Below are 19,603 nucleotides of genomic sequence, written 5' to 3' on the forward strand. Positions count from 1 at the left end.
CAAGGATCCCGGCGGATAACGCAGTGTGTCGGCCGTCCTGCCGGCGGCCGGTACCCCCAGGGTCAACCTGTCCCCTCCCGTTGTCCTTCATGATGGCGAACAAATCGGGAAGATGGGCTCAGTCGGTGAGGGCGACGTTCCCGATGGCGCGGGCCAGGCGGGCGACGTCGATGCCGTCGAGGTGGTCGAGCAGGTGCCGCCGCACGCTGGCCAGGTTGGTGGGCCAGGCCTGTTCGAGGCGGGCCAGCCCGGCGTCGGTGATGACGGCGTTCCAGCCGCGGGCGTCCTCGTCGCTCCTGACACGTTCGATCAGGCCCTGTCTCTCCAGCACGTTCGCGATGCGGGTCATGCCGCTCAGCGACAACTCGCACGCGGTGGCGAGCTCGCCCATCCGCATCCGCCGCCGGGGGGCCTCCGACAGCCGCATCAGGGCGGTCCACTCGATCAGCGGGAGCTGCTGTTCGCGCACCATGTCGGCGTCGATCGCCCGGGGGAGGGCGTACATGAGCCGGGGCAGCGCGCGGACCAGGGCGTCCTCGTCGGGGGAGAGCGGTCGTGTGGTCATCCCCACATGGTAGTTGCTTCACGAAAGAAGTAATGTACTTTTTTGACGAAGCAACTATTACTCGGGGAGGACTCGATGGGATCACTGGACGGGAAGGTCGTGCTGATCACCGGCACCGCCGGAGGGCAGGGACGCGTCGCCGCGCTGGCCTTCGCCCGCGAGGGCGCGAAGGTGGTCGGGTGTGACATCCAGACCGCCGCCAACGACGAGACGGTCGCGCTGGTGCGCCGGGCGGGCGGGGAGATGACGGGCGTCGCGCCGATCGACCTGACCGACCCCGAGCAGGCGCGCCAGGTCGTCGAGGAGGCCGTCGCGGCCTACGGCGGGCTCGACGTCGTCTACAACAACGCGGCCCTGCCGCGCTTCGGGCCGCTGCCCGGCTTCTCGGTCGACGACTGGCACACCACCATCGCGGGCGAGCTCGACATCCCCTTCTTCGTGTCGAAGTTCGCCTGGCCACACCTGGTCGCGCGCGGCGGCGGCGTCATCGTCAACGTGGCGTCCATGGCCGGCCTGATCGCCGGCGAGGTGCCGCCGATGGTCGCGCACGCCGCCGCGAACGCCGGGGTCATCGGCATGACCCGCCAGCTCGCGCTCGAAGGGGCTCCGCACGGGATCCGGGCGGTGGCCGTCAGCCCGGGGCCGGTGCTGACCCCGGCCAGCGAGCGGGACCTGGGCGACGACCAGGCGGCCCGCGAGGCGATCACGCGCAAGACGCTGCTCAAGCGGTTCGCCCGGCCGGAGGAGATCGTCGAGCTGGTGGTCTTCCTCGCCTCCGACCGGGCGGCCTACATCACGGGCGCCAACTACATGGTCGACGGCGGCGCGACCGCCTGGTGACGGGCGCGGCCGAGCCGTTCGGCGCCAATGTCGAGGCTGCCGAACTGCGCGCGATGCCGGCCCTGCTCCCGGAGTCGGAGCGCGGCCGGCCCGCTCGCCGAGGGCGGGCGGATGAAGACGACGAACTGTTCGCCGAGCCACGTGGAGACTCGGCCCGCCCGCCGTCGTCTGACGGCACGGGCGACTCACCCGTCGGGATCCTCAGCCAAGGATATTGAAAATTCCTCTTATCAAATTGTTCAACAATCCTTACATTGAAAGTATGGCCAAAACCTTGATCGGTGTCTTAGCCGTCGCCCTGACCGGGCTCACGCTGATCACGTACGCGACCGGATTCACCCATACGGACGCGGGAGTCGTCACCGTCATTCGCGACGGTGGCCCCTTTGACGACAGCGGCATTCGTCAGATCCTCAACCCGGCCACCGGACCCACCTGGACCGGGTTCATGTCCACCGCCCACGCCTATCCGGCGCAGCAGCGCATCTACACGATCACCTCCGACCCCAAACGGGCCACCACGCTCGGCGTCGACGAGGTGGTGGTGCCGAGCGGCGACGGCGTCAACGTGGGCGTGGAGGGCACGTTCTACTTCTCGCTCAACCTCGACCACGAGACCATCAAGGCCTTCGACGACCGCTACGGAACCCGCACCTACGTCGGCGACGGCGACGACATGCTCTACGCCTGGGACGGCGACGAGGGCTGGAGTGCCTTCTTCAGCCAGGCGGTCAGGCCGGTCATCTACAACACCCTGCGGGTGCAGATCGGGGCCATGCGCTGCGAGGAACTGGTGCCCACCTGCGCCTTCCTCAACGGCGCCGACCTGCCCGAGCCGAACGCGGGGCTGGCCAACCTGGCCAAAGTGCAGTCGGGGGTCAACGCCAGCCTGGAGCGCGAGATCCAGGCCATGCTGGGCGGGCCCTACCTGACCGGGTTCAGGTTCAACCTGGTCCGGATCACCCTGCCGGATGAGGTCCAGCAGAGCATCACCAGCGCGCAGGGCGCGCAGGCCGACATCCGTCAGGCCGAGGCCAGAGCCGAGAAGGCCAAGATCGACGGCCGCGCCCTGGTGACCGGCGCCGAGGCCGAGGCCGAGGCCAACCGCGCCCGCCAGAAGGGTTACGAGGCCTGCCCGGCCTGCGTGGAGATCGACAAGATCGGGGCGCTGCCCGACGGCATCACCGTCTACGCCCCGGGCAATCCCCAGGGCGTGGACGCCGGCGGCAAGTAGATGATTGTCTGCCGACCGTGAGTGAACCAGACCCCTCCGACGCCTACGGGGAGACCCGCCCGTTCCGGGTCCGCAGCAGCACGGCCGAATGGGCGGCGGCGATCCTGCGGCAGCGCGTCACCGAGGGCGGCCTGGCCCCCGGCAGCCGCCTTGCCGAAGACGAACTGACCGCCGAGCTGGAGGTCTCCCGCAATACCCTGCGGGAGGCCTTCAGCCTCCTCGGCCACGAGCGGCTCCTGGAACACCGGCTCAACCGGGGCGTCTACGTGCGGGTCCTGTCACCGGCCGACGTCGCCGACATCTACCGGGTCAGGCGGATGATCGAAGGCGCCGCCGTCCGCCGCGGGGAGCGGGATCCGGCGGCCCTGGCCGCGCTGAGGGAGGTGGTCGCCGAGGCCGACAAGGCCGCCGCCGAGGACCGGTGGCCCGACGTCGGCACCGCCGACCTGCGCTTCCACCTGGTCATCGCCTCCCTCAACGGCAGCGAGCGGGTGAACACGATGATGGCCCAACTCCTGGCCGAACTCCGGCTGGTATTCCACACCATGGACCCGCACGCCCTGCACGCGCCCTTCCTGCCGCTCAACCGCGAACTGCTGACGCTCCTCGACGCGGGTCGCGGCCCCGACGCCGAGGCCCTGCTCGCGGCCTATCTCGACCAGGCCGAACGCGTGCTGCTGGCCACCTACTGACCGTGGCGGCGCGCGCCGGGCCGGCGCCGGAAACCGGGGAGCGCCGGAGACGGCGGGCGGGGCCGAGGTGGGGGGAGCCGTAACGGAGAAAACAGCACAGGCGCGTGAGCGGATCACGCGCAAGACGCTGCTCACGTCGGGGGCGCGACCGCCTGGTGACGGGCGCGTCCGCGCTCCGATTCGGGGAACCGGGCCAGCATCGCGCGCAGTTCGGCGGCCTCGACGTTGGCGCCGAACGGCTCGGTTCCCGGCTCCATCCGCACGCCCTCGGCCAGCGGCCCGGCGATGACCGGGTCGAAGCCGAGGGCGTCGACGATCCCGGCGACGACCGCCACGTCGCCGGGATCGTCCCCGGCGACGGCGATGGCTCGGCGGCCGGGCGCGCCTGCGGGCAGCGCGCCGTCCTCCAGGTCGTGGTAGCCCATGTGGTTGAACGCCTTGACCACCCGCGCGCCCGGCAGGAACTCCTGGACGATCTCGCTGGTGGTGGTGCGGGGGTCGGTCAGGTCGTCGCGGACGCCGTCGACCTCCCACCAGTAGTTCATCGCGTCGACGACGAGCTTGCCGTCGAGCTCCCGCGCCGGGATGTCGCGGTGCTTGCCGAGCGGCAGGGCCAGCACGACCACGTCGGCCCCGGCCGCCGCCTCCTGCGCCGTGACCACGGTCGCGCCGGGGGTGAGCACCTCGACGATGAGGGCGATCTTGGCGGGGTCGCCGGAGCCCGCGATCAGCACGCGGTATCCGGCCGCCAGCGCCAGCCGGGCCAGGACGGTGCCGACCTTGCCCGCCCCGAGGATGCCGATCGTCTCTACGGGGCTCATGACCGGTCGCCCAGGAGGTCGCGGACCATCGGGATGACCTTGCCGCCGAACAGCTCCACGGCCTTGGTGCGGGCGCCGACCGGCTGCGGGCCGACGCTGTAGATGAGGTCGAACCGGGCCACGCCCAGCGTGCCGACCGCCTTGGCGATCTTGCGGGCGACCGTCTCGGGCGAGCCGATGTAGAGGGAGCCGTGGGCGATCTCGGCGTCGTACTCCGACCGGCTGATCGGCGGCCAGCCGCGGGTGGCCCCGATCCGGTCGCGCATCACCTTGTAGCCCGGCCAGAACCCCTCGCGCGCCTCCTCGTCGGTGTCGGCGACGAACCCCGGCGAGTGCATGCCGACCGGGTGGGCGGTGGTGCCGAACTGCTCGGCGGCCCGCTTGTAGAGGTCGATGTAAGGGGCGAAGCGGTCGGGGGCGCCGCCGATGATGGCGAGCATCAGCGGCAGGTCGTAGTGGGCGGTGCGGACGACCGACTGGGGCGAGCCGCCGACGCCGACCCACGTCGACAGGCGGCCCGACTCGGTCTTGGGGTAGACGTCGGCCTGGTCGAGCGGGGCGCGGACGGTGCCGCTCCAGGTGACGGGCCGTTCGTCGAGGAGCTTGACGAACAGCTCGATCTTCTCCTCGAACAGCTTGTCGTAGTCGGCCAGGTCGTAGCCGAACAGCGGGAACGACTCGGTGAAGGAGCCGCGTCCGAGGATCACCTCGGCCCGGCCGTTCGACAGCGCGTCGACGGTGGCGAAGCGCTGGAACACCCGGACGGGGTCGTCGGAGCTCAGCACGGTCACGCCGGAGGCCAGGCGGATGCGCGAGGTGCGGGTGGCGATGCCGGCCAGCACGGTCTCGGGCGTGGAGATCGAGTATTCGGGGCGGTGGTGCTCGCCCAGCGCGATCACGTCGACGCCGAGCTCGTCGGCGATCACGGCCTCGTCGAGGACCTGGCGGATGGCCGCGGCGTGGGACAGCGGGGCGCCGGAGTCGTCCGACGGCACGTCGCCGAAGGTGTCCAGGCCGAAGGTGATGTCGGTCATGCGCTTCTTTTCTGCGAGGAGGAGAGGAGTTCGCGGACACGGGGGGCGACGTCGCGGCCGAGCAGCTCGATCGTGCGGGCCCGGGCGTCGCGGGGGAGGTGCATGATGTCGTACTTGAGGTCGAAGCGGCTGAGCCGCAGGTCGCGGGCGGTTCTGGCGATCTTTCTCGCGACGGTCTCGGGGGAGCCGACGTACAGGGCGCCGTGGTCGAGTTCGGCTTCGAAGCGGTCGCGGGTGGGGGCGTAGAAGCCGCGTTCGGCCGCCAGCGCCGCGACGACCGGCTGCCAGTAGGTCCACCAGGTCTCCCTGGCCTCCTCGTCGGTGTCGGCGACCAGGCCCAGGGAGTGCTGCCCGATCGGCAGTTCCGGCCGGCCCGCACGGCGCAGCGCGGTCAGGTAGAGGTCGACGTTGCCGGCGAACCGCTGGGGCCGCCCGCCGATGACCGCCATCATGAGCGGCAGGCCGTGGCGGGCGGCGCGGAGCACTGAGCCGGGGCTGCCGCCGACGCCGATCCAGGTGGGGATGCCTCCCGGGCGCATGCGGGGGCGGGCGGCGTACCGGACGAGGGGGGTTCTGACCGTGCCCGACCAGGTCACCTCCTCCTCGCGTTCCAGCCGGACGAACAGGTCGAGCTTCTCCTCGAACAGCCGCTCGTAGTCGGCCAGGTCGTAGCCGAACAGCGGGAACGACTCGGTGGCCGAGGCGCGGCCGAGCACGATGCGGGCCCGGCCGCCCGACACCGCGTCGAGGGTGGCGAACTCGTGGTAGAGCCGCACCGGGTCGTTGGTGCTGAGCACGGTCACCGAGGTGCCGAGCGCGATGCGGCCGGTGGCGGTGGCGATGGCGGCCAGCAGCACCGGCGTGGCCGAGTCGGTGTGGCCCTCGCGATAGTGCTCGCCCAGGCTGAACACGTCGAGCCCGGACGCCTCGGCGAGCCGGGCCTCCTCGACGATCAGCCGCACGGTCTCGGCGTCGGACAGGGTCCGCCCGCCGTCCGTGGCGACCTCCCCGAAGGAGTTCAGCCCTAGTTCGAACATGTCGTGCCTCAACGTCATATGATCGGAAATGATTGACGTGTCAATTATATTCCCGGCGGGGAGGAGACGACGTTGACGCAGCGCAGAGGCCGCTTCCCCACCCGGGAGGAGCTGCGGATCTGGCGGGACTTCATCGAGACGACGGAGGCGCTGCGGGCCGCGACGGCCGCCCGGCTGCTGAGCGAGTCGGGTCTGTCGACGGGCGACTACAGCGTCCTGCTGGCGCTGAGCGAGGCCGAGAACGGCCGCCTGCGCTCCTCGGAGCTGGCGGCGACGATCGGCTGGGAACGCAGCCGCCTGTCCCACCACCTCGGGCGCATGGACCGGCGCGGCCTGATCAGGCGGGAGAACTGCACCGAGGACAACCGGGGCGCGGAGGCCGTGCTCACCGAGGAGGGCGCCGCCGCCTTCCACCGGGCGACCGTCCCGCACCTGCGCGCCATCCGCGAACTGTTCGTCGACGGGCTCACCCCGGCGCAGATCCGGGCGGCCGGCGACCTGGCCGCCGCACTCCGGGACCACCTGATCCTTGACCGGGAGAAGGAAGAAAATCTGTAGTCGCGACGATAGACATTCGGCCGCGTGGGGGATAACGTTTGTGTCAGCGTAAGAGAAGGATCCACGAGGGCAGCGCAGTACGAGCATCACGACGACCTGCCTGGACGAGCGTGGAAGCAGTAACGATGCGGAGGAGGCGGAAGGTCGGACCGTCGCGGCCGGCGAAGTCAGACAGGGCCGGGACGGTGGACGCGCCGCCGTTGCACGAAATCAGGCGCCGACGGTTGAGGTGCCGAAGCAGAGATAACCGGAAAGGAGTGTTGAACGCCATCAGGGATCGCCCGTCGCCGGCCTTGTGCCGCCGCACGGGTACCGGAGCTCCATGAACAGGATGGTGGTCTACGGTCACGCATATGCGATCCACGCACATAGGTGAACCGGCCGACACGGCCGGTGGATGGTGTTAAACCCTCTGGGCCCCGGCGCGTCACCGCGCCGGGGCCCCTGTTCGCGTTTTCAGGAAGGTTGAGTGGATCAAGCACATCAGGCGTCAGCCTCAGAACAACGCTTCGACGATGACGACTACCCCGCCTACACCATGGGCCGGGCCGCCGAGATCCTGGGTGTCACCCCGGCCTTCCTGCGCAGTCTCGGCGCCGCCAAGCTGATCGAGCCGCTGCGCAGCGAGGGGGGTCACCGCCGTTTCTCCCGCTACCAGCTCCGGCTGGCCGCCCGCGCCCGCGAACTCGTCGACGCCGGCACCCCGGTGGACGCGGCGTGCCGCATCATCATCCTGGAAGACCAGCTCGCCGAGGCGCTGGCCATGAACGAGGAACTGCGCCGGCGCGACTGACACCGGCCGGCGAAAAAGCGGTGGCCCCCAGGAAATACCCTGAATCCCGGGGGCCGTTACGCCGCCACATCGCGGCGCCGGAACCTTTGAAGGCCACGGATCACGATCATGTCGTCCGCTCTTCCGTTGAGCTACGGGCGCAGGGAGAGCACCCGGTGGGATTCGAACCCGCAACCTGACGACTTCCGTCCGTGACCGGTCGCTCCGGCGACCGGCGGCAATGCTGAGTCTGGAGCGAGAGCCTGAGTTTGAACGGCTGCCTCTACCGGTTGGGCCACCCCCGCGAGAGATGCAGGGGGCAGGATTCGAACCTGCGCTGTCACCGTCGTTCAGTCGTGATGCTTCAGTTTCAGCTTGCGCTCATCGCGCACCCCGCCCTTCCGGGCGGGGGTCTATGGGGTCACCCGAGCAGGTAACCGAACAGTGCCTCACCGACCCGCTGGTCGGTGATCTGGGTGCCGTTGGCCTCCTCGCGGGCGAACTTCACCGCCTCCTGCAACTTGGTCAGCCGGGTCAGCAGCTCGTTGACGCGCCGCTGGGGCAGCGCACCGGAGAAGGCGACGCGCGTCCAGTAGCCGACGACGACGTCCTCGGTGAAGACCTGGACCTGGGCCGGGTGCTTGTCGGTCGCCTCGGCGAGCACGTGGTTGCGCGGCACCTTCTTGGTCCGGGTGGTGCGGACCGGCTCGGTGCGCCAGGTGTCGGTGTTGCCGTCGAGCGACCAGGTCTCCGACGGGTCGAGCGTGGGCAGCCGGGAGATGAGGCCGTGCAGGTCGGCGAGCTGCTTCTCGAGGAACAGCAGGTAGGTCACCGGCACGTCGCGGACCAGGGTGGCGCCGTCGACGACGATGTCGGCCTTGGCCGAGCAGTTGGCGACGTCCTTGGTCGCGGTCACGTCGAACAGCCGGGTCAGGGTGACCGTGACGTCCCGCAGCACCTGCTCGGCCTGCACCTGCACGCGCGTCGACTCGGGCGGCAGCTGCTCGCCCTCGTCGTCGATCGGCTGGTAGGTGCGCGAGATGCCCGACAGCAGCGGCGCCTTCTGGATGAGGGTGTTGGCGTCCGTCACCTTGCGCTGGACGTCGGCCTTGACGCCCTTCTCGACGGCCAGGATCTGGTTGAGCTTGGTCACGATCATGACGGTAGCGGCTGCCTCGATGGGACTTCACCTGATTTGTTCCACTCGGAACCCTTCTTTCTTTCGGCGCGGTAGAGGAGACATGAGTCCGGACGGCGCAGGACTGATCTACGTCGCCTCGGCCGTTCTGCGCATGCTCCGCGATCACGAGGAAGACCGCCGCGTCGACAACAGGCCCGACCGGACAGTAGGGCGTTGACCTCGCCAGTAGGCGCCCTGTCCCGGTGCATAGATGGAGTTTCTAAACAAAAGAACAAAATGTCTGAGCTGCCCTGTTATTCTGGCCGACTCACTCCTAGGGCAGTGAGAGCAGGTGAACCAACCTGCCCATTCTTCCGAATCGTGTGAATTTGCGCTGGTCCGAGGACCAATGCCACGTTCGGAATGGATGTATCCGGAGAGAAAATGACCCAGAAATCAGGCGATGGCAACATTTCTCCTGTTCGTCCCCTGCTCGTGGGCGATGTCATCGCAGAGCGTCGAGTGGCCGGTTTCGGCTGGCTTATGCAGAATGGTGATGTCGCATCAACCCACCTCGACGACCGGCTGCTGGTCGACGGCGACGAGCACCTTCCCGGACCTCCGAACCGGCCGGTGCCGCAGACCGCGGACGGCGCCCATTCCTTGGCCGCCATGCCTCCGGCGGACCTCCCGGCCCATCGCGTACACGCGGCCGAATCGCTCAACCCGGCGACTCCCGTGCGGGCAGGCGCACTGCTGGATCTGCGAGGCGCGCCATGGCGTCCGCTGATCCGGCCGCTGCTGGCGGCCGTGCACGCCACCGGTCATCGGCTGTGGCTGGCGGGCGGGGCAGCACGCGATCTGGTCGCGGACGTGCCATTGTCTGAGGTCAACGACCTCGATCTGTCCGGCACCGTACCGGCGGGCCGCTTCACCGACATCACCCGTCAAACATTGCGCGCTTTGGGCATGTCGGAATGCCAGGTGACGGTCAACCCGTCCTCCCTGGTGTGCTCGGTGCTCCCGCCGAAAAGGAAAACCCGGCTCATCGAGTATCGCGGATTGTCGAAAGGAGGCTTCAAATTCCCCGCCGTCGGCAGCCGGCTCTCGGAGGACGCCCAATATCGGGACTTCGCCTTCAACGCCCTCCTGTACGACGCACTTGATCACCAGATCATGGACCCGAGCGGTACTGGCCTCGACGATTTGCTGGGAAAAGAGCGTCGTTTCACCCCGCTGAATGTCAGCGACGATCCCCTCACCCAGGCGATGGTCATAGTGCGGGCGGCCAAGTTCGCCCTCCGCTGGCGCGAGGATGATCCGTCGGGCGTTGTCACATTCGACCTGGAACCTCTGAAGGCCCGCATCGCCGCGTTACCGCCGATGTTGGGCCGCATGCTCAGCAGCTCCGAGTGGAGAGGCCTGCGGAACGCCTACCGGCGGAGTGTCCGGGCGACAACGCAGCAGCAGCGTGAGTTCGCGGCGATGCTGCCGCAACCCGGCCGCGACCTGCTCAACACCCTGATCGGAGACGCCCGATGAGCTCTCGCCACCGCCCGCTCAGCGCCTGGACCGCCACCCTGTCACCACGCACCGGGCAGTTGGGCCCGGTCAACGACGGGGATCATCGCTCTGACGCCAGAGAGCTGGATCACTTCGCCGACGGATGGCGCCGCATCGCGGTGCCGTGGGGCCCGGACGTATATGTGCTGGGACTGGCCCACGACGACGGGACGACCGTGGTGGAATTAGACGACTTCGGCCGACCGATCATCGCGAGCCGTCAGACGGTCGAGGTGATAAACCGCATCGAGCAGCGGTGGCCGGTGATAGACGGCGGCACAGCCGACATGTTCCGGGAGCTGAGCAGCGAGTCACTGCCCTTGCGCTACTGGCTGCTGGAACGGCTCGACGCCGAGGCCCATCCGCCCGACGAGGTGTTCGCCATCCTGCCCTGGGAACTGCTCGATCGCGCAGTCGAGGCGGTCGAGGCGGGCCTGCGGCCGGACGGGACTCTCGGTGAGCTGGTGGAGGTGCAGCACTGGCTGACACCGGCCGTGCTCGGACTCACTGGCCCTGTCGAGCAACTCGACCACGGGTTGCGCACCGGCAATCGACTGATCGCCAGGTTCGGCGCGAACGCGCTGCTGGCAGCCCTCTGCGAAATTCCGCTGTCCCGTGTCCCCGCTCGTTCCCGCGCCTGCCTGAGTCGGCTGGTGTCCCTCCTGGAGGGCCTCGATCCCTTGTACCGTCACGCCTGCCGCGTGGCCGCCGCACGCCTGAGCGACCGATCGGAGGATCGGCGGATACATACCGAACTGCACTCCAGCCTCGAGGCCGCGGCAGGCACCGACAACGTGCGCGAGCACATCGAAATCCTTGGCGATGACCTCCAGCGCGTCCACCTCGTCGAGACACCGGCGGGTCGGGTGCGCGTGACGGCTCAGCTCTTGCGGGCTTACGCGGCGGAGGACGGCCCGCTGGCCGAGCGGGTGGGGTGTCTCCTCCCGGTCCGGATCACGCCGCGCGACGGCGGCCCGGTCCGGCGACTGTGGATCGCGCTGTCCGATGAAGACGACCATCTCGAGGGAACGATCACAGTCGCGCTCCCGCAGGGGCGATCCGCGTTCGAAGCCGATGCGGTGCCGGTCGGCGCACAGGATCTGAACGACGCCGACCCGGCCGACGTGCTGGCCTCCCTGGACGCAGGTACGGCGACGACGGCGCTGGCCTGGCTGGATGTCGCGGAGAAGTTGATGGATACCCATCCCGTCCGCGTTGCCGCGCGGGCGTTCGAAGAACGCTCCTGAGCGGGACGGCCACATGGATAAGGACCTGCTGGATGTTTCCAGCCTGCTTGGGGACCAGTTCAACCGCGAGGAGGCTCGTCGGGTCGGCCATCAACTGATCGACAGCCGTCAGCGGTATCTTGCGATCGTCCGGCGCTGTGTCGCCACGAGTGACGTCCGCGCTCTCAAGGCGCTCTCCGCCGGTCGATGCGTAGGTCACAAGATCCTGCACGAGATCGCGACGCCGCTGACCCGGTTCCGCGAACTGACCGAGGAGCCGTTCAAACCCAACGAGGTCGCCCCGGTTCCCGCGGCCCGGGCATTGGCGGCCCTCGGGCTGGCCTTGGTCTCCCCGCCGGAGCAGTCTTTGATCCAGCACCGGATCTTCCGCCGCTGGATCGAGCACTGCGGGCTGGAGGTGCCCAGAGAGCCGGTTCAGGAGGTGCCGGCCGTCATCGAAACGCCACATGTGCCGGCGATTCGGCGTCTGGCGGACGCGGGAAGGCTTGATCTGCTTTCGCTCGTCTGGATGGCGGCTCTCGACGGATGGCCCTACCCCAACCTTCCCAAGGCAGTGCGGCGCGGCCCTAGCGTCCAGGTGCTGCTCGATCGCGGCTCACAGGGGCAGCTCGCCGTGCTCAGCCTGTCGTGGGCGCCCGGGTTGCCCGGAGGATTGGTGCCTGATCCGGTGACGATGATGCTGACCTCGGCGGATGCCTCGTTCCAGGCTTCGCTGGCCGTCGGGTGGAAGGTCGCCGGAGATTTTTCGAGCGGTGCCGTTCTGTGGTCGTTGGAGGACAGGACCGGACCGGTTATGAGAGTGGTGAACGAGTCGTTGAGTCTCGGGTTCACGGTCCTGCTCGATGAGCGGCGCAGGCTGTCGAGACCCGTGCTGGGCCCGATGACCGTGCGCAGATTGCGCCCGCGCACCGCGATCGTCGGCCGGATAGATCCCGCCGCGCCCCACGAGGCGTCCTCGGTGTCCGGATACGCCGCCAAGTTGAGCGTCGTCCACCAGGACATGCGGGTCGTCCTGCCCTGGGCCGACCGACGTGCGGCAGTCGAGGCGAACCACAAGTACGGCGACAACGCAGATCTGATTCCGGTCAGAACCTGGAAGCGAGCCGCAAAGAAGGCACGGGCCGTTGACCGCAGGCGGCTGCTGACCATCACGGTGATCGCGCTGTTCTTCCTCGCTGGCGGAGGTCTCACCCTGTACGGCGAATCCGTGTCCCGGAACACCGCAGCGGTCAGGGCGGCCACGGCCGACGCCGCAGCACGCACTCTCCTGGAGCGTTTGCCGAACGGCCACTGGGAACGGCTGCATCTTGACGTTCGCGCCTATCGCACCAGCGACGGGCTCGAAGCCCGGACGAGGTTACGCGCGTGGGCCCGTCAGTTGCGGTTCGCGCAGATCATGGTGCCGACGGGCCAGGGCGTGGTCAACAGCGACGGCTCCGCCGCGGTCACGCCGGAGCCCGACGACACCGGACGCATGTTCGCCTGGGACTTCACGGCCAACGCGCGGGCGCCGTTCACCATCGCGGTTGAGGGCACGGGCCCGGCGACGGCGGCCTGGCTCGGCCGGGACGTGGTCGCCATCTCTCGCGCATCGGGAAAGACGGCGCTGTGGAATGTGCGGACCCGGCGGCTCCTGCGTCAGTTCGACGTCGGCGGAGACGAGCTCGTGAGCGATCCGACGGGGCGCTGGCTGGGCTACAGGACAGCGGACGCGCCCGAGTTCCACGTCGTCGACCTCTCGACCGGCAGAGTACGGGCCGTCGGCCTGCCCGGCTCAGCCGTGATCCGAGGAATGCTCACCACCGGTGAACTGGTCGTCGCTCAGCAGGGCAAGGCGATGGCTCTGTCGAGCACCGGTTCGCGTCCGCTGGACAAGAGAGCCAGCCTGAGACAGGTGATCGACGTGGGCCGCGGTCAGGCCGTCGTCGAGAGTTGTGAGGAAGGCAGGTACGAGCTGTTCGGCTTGGAGAGCGCGACCGTACTCGCCACCCGCGTATCGCCCGACAAGGTGTGTTCCCCCACGGTGATCACCCCGGGCGACCGGCACACCGTCACCATGAAGAATCCCCTCATGCCGAGAGGACGAGACGAAGCGGAATCGTACGTCGTCCTGGCGGCCGGTTCAGCACGGGAGCGGCGCGTCGAAGTCCCGGCCGGGCTGAAGTTGATCCGCGCCACCGTCGAGGGATCCGCGTACCGGCTGATTTTGAGAGCCGCCGACATGCTCCTGGTCCTGCGCGTTCCACCGCCGGACGCGATGGAGAACGCCCTGATCCAGGCCCAGTACGCGATCGTGACCCCCGACGGGCGCCATCTGGTGCTCAAGTATGCCGACGACCGCCTCGAGAGCTGGGATATCGCCGCCCGCAAAGTACTGGGTACGGCGCCGCAGGGCTCGGCGCAGCTCAGCCAAGCAGGCGCCGAGGGCAGTCTGGTGCCCTCCCCGGACGGCCGCCTGCTGGTCACGGTCTTCTACAGGGGGCCGGCGAAACTATGGCGGCTGCCGGATCTGCGTCCTCTGGGTCGGCTTCCGCTCCCTGCCGCGTCCGAAGCCTTCCTGCGAGCCAACGACCCTGAGGAGTTCAGCGCGCAGGTGGGCTTCGTGACGGACGAACTGGTGCGGGTGAGTTACGGCGATGGAATCAGCACGTGGAACCTCAGCACGATGAGTAAAGTCACCGAGGCAAAGATCTCCATCCCCGACGCCGACGCACCCACGTACTGGCAGATCGTCCTGCCCGAACTCGACCAGGTCGTCGGCGTCCGCGGGGACAAGGTACAGCGCAACCGGCTCTCGGACGGGACGCTCGTCCCAGGCTCGGCGTTCACCATGGGAGACACACCCAGCCGTGACTTCCAGGACTTCGCCCCAGTGATCGACCCCGGCGGTTCCCTCATCGCGACATACCACGAAGACGCGATCGAGATCTGGGACCTCTTCGAGCACAAGCGGGTCGGCCGGCTGTGGATGGCCGACTACACCGTGGTCGTGAACATCCGGTTCGGGGATCGCGCGGGCGATGTCGAGTTCGAGGTCAAGGACTATCGGAGCAAGAACTCGGTCGGCATCCTTACGCAACGCTGGCACAGTGATCCGGATCTCATCGACCGGATACTCGGGAGAACGGGTGTAGGACAGACCGCGGACAGAACCGTCCCCGGCGTCTTCGCCTGGCCGGGCACTGACGGCGCGTTCGAACCGGCAACGTCCCGGGCGTGGCTCGAACGGATCTGTCAGGCCCTGCCCGACCTGGAATACCGGGATGAACTGGGCTTACCCGACGCCTCCTGGCACGGCCCCGTATGTGCCAAGAGGTGACCGCCGACGCGCCCGCGGGGTCCTTCTGTGGATCTGTGAACTGCCCGCATCGGCGAGGCGGGGTCATCCCAGGAACGCGGTGACGGTCGCGGTCTGGCCAGTGATCAGGTGGCCGACGCCGGGCAGCAGCCGGACATCCGCCTTGGGCACGTTGGCGCGCACCCGCCGCGCCGTCTCCGGCCCGTTGATGAGGGCGTCGCGGTCGCCCGCGATGACCAGCACCGGCATCGTCAGGCCGGCGAGCTCGGCGTCGGTGTAGATCCTCAGGTCGGTGCGGCGGGGCTTGAAGTCGCGGTTGATCCGGTCGTGGAACTCGCCGAACCATCCGGTGCCGCTCAGGTCGGCGCCCAGGATGAGCTTCTGCGACCGCTTGCGCTGCCCGAGCGCCAGGAGCAGCAGCGCCACCAGCAGGAGGCCGCGCCGGACCTTGCCGATGCCGCCGGGGCAGATCAGCGCGAGCCGCTCGACGCGGCGGGGGTCGCGGACCGCGAGGCCGGTCGCGATCCAGCCGCCCAGCGACAGGCCGACGACGGTGGCCGACTCGACGCCCAGGCCGGTCATGACCTCGCCGAGCCAGCCCGGGTAGTCGCCGATCGGCGGCCGGTTGGGGGCCGACAGGCCGGGCTCGCCGGGGATGTCGACCGCGTAGACGCGGTGGTGCTCCGACCAGGCGGCGATGTCGCCGTACCAGGTGAGGGAGTTGGCCATCGCGCCGTGGACCAGGATCACGGGCGGCGCGCCGGGTGGGCCGGAGGCCAGGACGAAGGTGTCGCCGAGCGTGGTGGGGACGGTCAGCCGCTCGGCCGGGACGGGCCAGGTGTCCAGCAGGTCGCGGTAGCGGTCGAGGAGGGCGCGCCCGGCGTCGGGGGAAGTGAAGATGTCCATGGACACACCGTATCACTCCCTTTGATAGGGAGTCATAGGGAATCTTTCGCCGTGGTAGCGGCATCGGTGACCTTGGCGATGAAGTCGAGGAGGAGGGCGCGCTCCTCGGGGGAGTAGCCGGCGCAGATCTCGTCGAGGGCGCGGGTCATGCCGGCGTACAGAGAGACGATCTCGGGGACCCGGTCGGGGAGCGGGCGGATGAGCACCGCGCGCCGGTCGTGCGGGTCGCGTTCGCGGGCGATCCAGCCGCCCTTCTCCAGCCGGTCGAGCACGCCGGTCATGGTCGCCGGGTGCAGACCGGTCAGCTTGGCCAGCGCCGAGGGCGTCATGGGGGCGTGCCGGGAGATCAGGTAGAGGCAGTCGCGGTCGACCGGGCGCAGGTCGAGCCGCCCGCCGACCTGCTGGTTGAGCAGCGAGACCTGGGCGGTCAACGCGCGCAGCGCATCCTGGATGGAAGGTACTGAAACCATATAATACGACTCTCATACTATTCGCGTTTCGGAGGAATCCGTGAAGATCACGATATTCGGCGCCACCGGCGGAGTCGGCAGCGAATGCCTCAGACTGGCCATGGAGGCGGGCCACGAGGTCACCGTGGTCGTCCGCGACGCCGCCCGCCTGTCGCTCGACCCCCACCACGTCATGGTCGCCGACCTGCGCGTCGCCCCCGACAAGAAGGAGCTGATCCTGGCCTGCGAGGGCGCCGACGGGGTGTTGTCGTGCGTGGGCCCGCGCTCGCCCAAGCACGACCGCGGCGTCGTGACGGCGGCGACGCGCGTCATCGTGGCCGCGATGCACGCCGCGCATGCCCGCCGGATCCTCATCGTCAGCGCCGCCCCCGTCTCGACCGTCCCCACCCCGGGCAACCCCGACGCCCCCCGGCACGACCCGGGCGAGGGCCCGTTCGCCCGCTACGTGCTGACCCCGATCATCAAACGGGCCATGCCCACCGTGTACGCCGACCTGTCGGCCGCCGAGGACGTGCTGCGCGAGAGCGGCCTGGACTGGACGGCCGTCCGCCCGCCCCGCCTGACCGACAAACCGGGCACCGGCCGCTACCGCACCGCCCCCGACCGCAACCTGCGCGGCGGGCTGTCGATCCCGCGCGCCGACGTGGCCGCCGCCATGCTCGCGATGGTGAACCAGCCCTCGACCGTCGGCCACGCCATGGGCGTGGCAACCTGATCGGCTTTTCGGGTAGGGGACCGTGAGGAGGGAGCACACCCGGGAGGCCGGCCATGACACGCGACGGACACGACCGCCTCGTCCAGGCCCAGGCCGCGTTGTCGCGGTCGGAGCTGCTGCTGCGTCTGGCCGACGACCTGGCCGGCACCACCAGCCTGCTCGACGTCCGGCGGCGGGTCCGGCGCCTGATGGGCAGCGACCTGGAGCCGGTCTACGTCGGCCTGGTGCTGGCCGAGGACGACCGGCTGCGCCGCGTCATCGACGACGAGATCCCCCGCACGGTCGAGACCCTGGCCCGGCAGTACGACGTCGACCCCCACGGGCCGACCTCCGAGGCCTTCCGGCGGGAGCGCATGGTCGAGCTCACCGACCCGGCCGCCCTGCGCGACGGCTACGGCGACGCGGCGCTGGCCGCGTTCACCGACCTGGGGCTGAAGTCGGCGGTGTGCGTGCCGCTGCCGGGGGTGGCGGGCCCGGTCGGGGTGCTGGTGCTGGGCTGGGACCGGCCGCACCCGCTCGACGTCGAGGAACGCGCCGTCCTGCTGGCGGTCGCCGGCTACACCGCCCGCGCGGTCGAGCGCGCCCACGTGCTCCACCAGCGGGTGACGGTCGCCCACCAGCTCCAGCGGGCGATGCTGACCGACCTGCCGCCGGTGCCCGGCCTGGAGGTCGCCGCGCTCTACCGTCCGGCGATGACCGCCGACCTGGTCGGCGGCGACTGGTACGACGCCTACTTCCTGGACCTGCCCGAAGGGGCGGGACGCCGGCCGCTGGCGGTCACCGTGGGCGACATCACCGGCCACGACATGCAGGCCGCGACCCTGATGGGCCAGGTGCGCAGCATGCTGCGCCAGGCCGACGTCGACCACCCCGGGCACGGGCCGGCCATCTCGGTGACGGCGCTGGAGCACGCCTGCCGGCTCGTGCTCCCGCAGGCGACCGGCAGCCTCGTGCACGGCCACCTGGTCCCGCGCCCGGACGGCTGGGAGCTGACCTGGACCAACGCCGGGCACCCGCCGCCGATCCTGGTCCACCCGGGCGGCCGGGCCGAGGAGCTGACCGCCCACGACCTGATGTTGTTCCCGACCCTGGACCCGCCCGAGGGGAGCAGGCGCACCGAGTCGACCCGGCTGCTGCCGCCCGGCACGCTGCTGGTGATGTTCACCGACGGCCTGGTCGAGTCGCCCCGCGTCGACCTCGACACCGCGACCGCCCACCTGCTCGCCGCCCTGTCGCGCCGCGCCGGCCGTCCGCTGCCCGGCCTGCTGGAGGAACTGGCCGACGAGATGGCGGTCGGCGAGGGCAACGTCGACGACATCGTCGTGCTGGCGTTGCGGGTTCCGGCGGGCTGAGACGCACGGCACAAATCAGCGTAGACGATCACGTGAAGGTGCCGCATAGTCGAGAGTGATCGGCGAATTCATCCGCTGGCAGGTGCTCACGTGGCTGGGCGTCTCCGCGCTCGCCTTCGGGGTCGCGGCCTTCGTGTACGCCGGGGAGACCGCCTTCGCCCGCCGGTCGATCGTCACCTCGGGCACGGTGGAGGAGGTTCGCCGCAGCGGCGTGCTCTACACCGATGACGGCAGCTCACGGGTGGAGTACCACGGCCGGGTGCGTTACACCGTGCGGGGCGCCGAGGTCGTCAGCAACCGGATGCGGCTGGCCGGCTGCGACGTCCCGGTGTGCCCGGCGCCGAAGGAGGGGCAGATCGTCCATGTCGCCTACGACCCGGAGAACTTCAACCGGGCCGTCCGCACCTCGGCGGCCGGGCTCCCTCACTGGCCGGTGCCCGGCCCGGTCGTCTGGATTCTCGGGCTGATGGGCCTGGTCCCGCTGATCGGCGCCGTGGTCAACCTGGTGTGGATCTGGCCCGTGCTCCGGACCAGGTCCTGGTTCACGCTTGCGGTGTCGCTGAGGCAACCCGCCGCTGAGGGCCGCGAGGCCGTTGACGAGGTGTTCGGCGACGTCGCCGGGAGTGCCGATGCGGTTCGCGATGCGGCCGTTGGCCTGCTGCTCGCAGAAGGGGGGTCGTCGGCTGGCGGCTCGGGCGTGAGAGCGCCGAATGACCCGTGCCGGTCGCGGCGCCGCTGACTCGCGTCCAGGCGGTGTGTGCCGGTCACGGGCAGTCGTCGTTGCCATCCCGGTCGAAGTCGGACTGGGGGATGAACGTGTCCACCACCTCATTCGCCCGTTCGTCCCAGCTCTGGACCAGCACGGTTCCCGGTCTGCGCTTCAGCTCTTCCACGTCGCCCAGTTCGAAGCTGACCGTCACCGTCGAGAAGCTGTTGTCGTCGGTGCCGCCGTATACGGAGTAGGAGATGGCCGGGTCGAAGTCCTGGAGCTTGCGCTCGAGCCGCCAGCCGTTGTCGGGTGCGTCCAGACGGAACGAGGTGACCTCTGCCTGGAGGTCCGGGGCCGTGTAGACGGCGTCCACGATCGACGGGCCCACGGTAGAGGGGTCCTCGGGGGGTGCGGGACTGGCCGAACCGATGGAGGTGCGGTCGTGGTGGACGATCGCGCCGTCGGGAGCGCGGCCGCACCAGGCGAAGGCGACGACGAGGTTGCCCTCGGCGTCGAGGGTGATGCCCGTGATGCCGTTCGTGGGGACGGTGCATCCGGACGTGCCCAGCAAGAGCGCCGCAGTGACGAGCAGGACAAAGATCCTCCGCATTCGCCCACGATAGGTCCCTACCGGGAGGAAGCGGACTCCGCTCCCAGCGGATGCGGCGCT

At 69.6% G+C, this 19,603-nt stretch carries 19 protein-coding genes and 1 tRNA gene; 11 read left to right on the plus strand and 9 right to left on the minus strand.

Features of this window, described 5'->3' with window-relative positions; translation table 11 throughout:
- Window positions 1-118: 118 nt before the first annotated feature.
- On the minus strand, window positions 119-565 hold the full coding sequence (locus tag GT755_RS00315) for a MarR family winged helix-turn-helix transcriptional regulator (protein WP_161477672.1): 447 nt from the start codon (window positions 563-565) through the stop codon (window positions 119-121).
- 75 nt (window positions 566-640) lie between these two features.
- Here GT755_RS00315 and GT755_RS00320 point away from each other — a divergent pair, with 75 nt between their 5' ends.
- From GT755_RS00320 to GT755_RS00330, 3 genes are all read left to right on the plus strand, one after another.
- Window positions 641-1,405, plus strand: a complete 765-nt coding sequence (locus tag GT755_RS00320; RefSeq protein WP_161477673.1) for an SDR family NAD(P)-dependent oxidoreductase — start codon at window positions 641-643, stop codon at window positions 1,403-1,405.
- 262 nt (window positions 1,406-1,667) lie between these two features.
- Window positions 1,668-2,639 (plus strand): SPFH domain-containing protein, encoded by a 972-nt coding sequence (locus GT755_RS00325; RefSeq protein ID WP_161477674.1) that lies wholly within the window; start codon window positions 1,668-1,670, stop codon window positions 2,637-2,639.
- Between the two features lie 17 nt (window positions 2,640-2,656).
- Entirely contained in the window at window positions 2,657-3,331 is a 675-nt protein-coding gene (locus GT755_RS00330) for a GntR family transcriptional regulator (RefSeq protein ID WP_161477675.1), read from the plus strand.
- 131 nt (window positions 3,332-3,462) lie between these two features.
- Here the strand turns inward: GT755_RS00330 and GT755_RS00335 are convergent, their stop codons facing one another.
- From GT755_RS00335 to GT755_RS00345, 3 genes are read right to left on the minus strand one after another with little or no spacing between them, the layout of a single operon-like run.
- A complete protein-coding gene (locus tag GT755_RS00335) occupies window positions 3,463-4,152 on the minus strand; it encodes an NADPH-dependent F420 reductase (RefSeq protein ID WP_161477676.1) in 690 nt (229 codons plus the stop codon).
- Window positions 4,149-5,186: an LLM class flavin-dependent oxidoreductase gene (locus GT755_RS00340; RefSeq protein ID WP_161477677.1), complete on the minus strand. Its 1,038-nt coding sequence runs from the start codon at window positions 5,184-5,186 to the stop codon at window positions 4,149-4,151. Before GT755_RS00340 ends, GT755_RS00335 begins: the two co-directional genes overlap by 4 nt.
- A complete protein-coding gene (locus GT755_RS00345) occupies window positions 5,183-6,223 on the minus strand; it encodes an LLM class flavin-dependent oxidoreductase (RefSeq protein ID WP_202609502.1) in 1,041 nt (346 codons plus the stop codon). The genes GT755_RS00340 and GT755_RS00345 overlap by 4 nt, the downstream gene beginning before the upstream one ends.
- A 72-nt stretch (window positions 6,224-6,295) precedes the next feature.
- On the opposite strand from GT755_RS00345, the gene GT755_RS00350 reads away from it, so the two are divergent.
- On the plus strand, window positions 6,296-6,781 hold the full coding sequence (locus GT755_RS00350; protein ID WP_161477679.1) for a MarR family winged helix-turn-helix transcriptional regulator: 486 nt from the start codon (window positions 6,296-6,298) through the stop codon (window positions 6,779-6,781).
- Between the two features lie 538 nt (window positions 6,782-7,319).
- Complete coding sequence (locus tag GT755_RS00355; RefSeq protein ID WP_161478599.1) at window positions 7,320-7,574, plus strand: MerR family transcriptional regulator; 255 nt, start codon at window positions 7,320-7,322, stop codon at window positions 7,572-7,574.
- Between the two features lie 290 nt (window positions 7,575-7,864).
- Here the strand turns inward: GT755_RS00355 and GT755_RS00360 are convergent.
- Together GT755_RS00360 and GT755_RS00365 are read right to left on the minus strand one after the other, a co-directional pair.
- Window positions 7,865-7,932 (minus strand) — tRNA-OTHER (locus GT755_RS00360).
- 42 nt (window positions 7,933-7,974) lie between these two features.
- Window positions 7,975-8,706: a DUF7873 family protein gene (locus tag GT755_RS00365; RefSeq protein WP_030453828.1), complete on the minus strand. Its 732-nt coding sequence runs from the start codon at window positions 8,704-8,706 to the stop codon at window positions 7,975-7,977.
- Window positions 8,707-9,117: 411 nt separating this feature from the next.
- Here GT755_RS00365 and GT755_RS00370 point away from each other — a divergent pair, with 411 nt between their 5' ends.
- From GT755_RS00370 to GT755_RS00380, 3 genes are read left to right on the plus strand one after another with little or no spacing between them, the layout of a single operon-like run.
- Window positions 9,118-10,215, plus strand: coding sequence for a nucleotidyltransferase family protein (locus GT755_RS00370; protein WP_161477680.1), 1,098 nt, complete (start codon window positions 9,118-9,120; stop codon window positions 10,213-10,215).
- Entirely contained in the window at window positions 10,212-11,483 is a 1,272-nt protein-coding gene (locus GT755_RS00375) for a hypothetical protein (RefSeq protein ID WP_161477681.1), read from the plus strand. Before GT755_RS00370 ends, GT755_RS00375 begins: the two co-directional genes overlap by 4 nt.
- Before the next feature lie 13 nt (window positions 11,484-11,496).
- A complete protein-coding gene (locus GT755_RS00380; RefSeq protein ID WP_161477682.1) occupies window positions 11,497-14,802 on the plus strand; it encodes a hypothetical protein in 3,306 nt (1,101 codons plus the stop codon).
- A 63-nt stretch (window positions 14,803-14,865) separates the two neighbouring features.
- On the opposite strand, the gene GT755_RS00385 is transcribed toward GT755_RS00380, so the two are convergent.
- Both GT755_RS00385 and GT755_RS00390 read right to left on the minus strand, forming a co-directional pair.
- Window positions 14,866-15,687, minus strand: a complete 822-nt coding sequence (locus GT755_RS00385; RefSeq protein ID WP_161477683.1) for an alpha/beta fold hydrolase — start codon at window positions 15,685-15,687, stop codon at window positions 14,866-14,868.
- Between the two features lie 32 nt (window positions 15,688-15,719).
- Window positions 15,720-16,157: a MarR family winged helix-turn-helix transcriptional regulator gene (locus tag GT755_RS00390; RefSeq protein ID WP_161477684.1), complete on the minus strand. Its 438-nt coding sequence runs from the start codon at window positions 16,155-16,157 to the stop codon at window positions 15,720-15,722.
- 40 nt (window positions 16,158-16,197) lie between these two features.
- On the opposite strand from GT755_RS00390, the gene GT755_RS00395 reads away from it, so the two are divergent.
- The 3 genes from GT755_RS00395 to GT755_RS00405 are packed head-to-tail and all read left to right on the plus strand — an operon-like array spanning window position 16,198 to window position 18,963.
- Window positions 16,198-16,872, plus strand: coding sequence for an NAD(P)-dependent oxidoreductase (locus tag GT755_RS00395; protein WP_161477685.1), 675 nt, complete (start codon window positions 16,198-16,200; stop codon window positions 16,870-16,872).
- Window positions 16,873-16,925: 53 nt separating this feature from the next.
- Window positions 16,926-18,224, plus strand: coding sequence for a PP2C family protein-serine/threonine phosphatase (locus GT755_RS00400; RefSeq protein ID WP_161477686.1), 1,299 nt, complete (start codon window positions 16,926-16,928; stop codon window positions 18,222-18,224).
- 55 nt (window positions 18,225-18,279) lie between these two features.
- Window positions 18,280-18,963, plus strand: a complete 684-nt coding sequence (locus GT755_RS00405) for a DUF3592 domain-containing protein (RefSeq protein ID WP_161477687.1) — start codon at window positions 18,280-18,282, stop codon at window positions 18,961-18,963.
- Between the two features lie 25 nt (window positions 18,964-18,988).
- Here the strand turns inward: GT755_RS00405 and GT755_RS00410 are convergent, their stop codons facing one another.
- On the minus strand, window positions 18,989-19,543 hold the full coding sequence (locus GT755_RS00410; RefSeq protein ID WP_161477688.1) for a hypothetical protein: 555 nt from the start codon (window positions 19,541-19,543) through the stop codon (window positions 18,989-18,991).
- Window positions 19,544-19,603: the final 60 nt, after the last annotated feature.

The sequence above is a fragment of the Herbidospora solisilvae genome (assembly GCF_009901565.1).
Taxonomy (GTDB): domain Bacteria; phylum Actinomycetota; class Actinomycetes; order Streptosporangiales; family Streptosporangiaceae; genus Herbidospora; species Herbidospora solisilvae.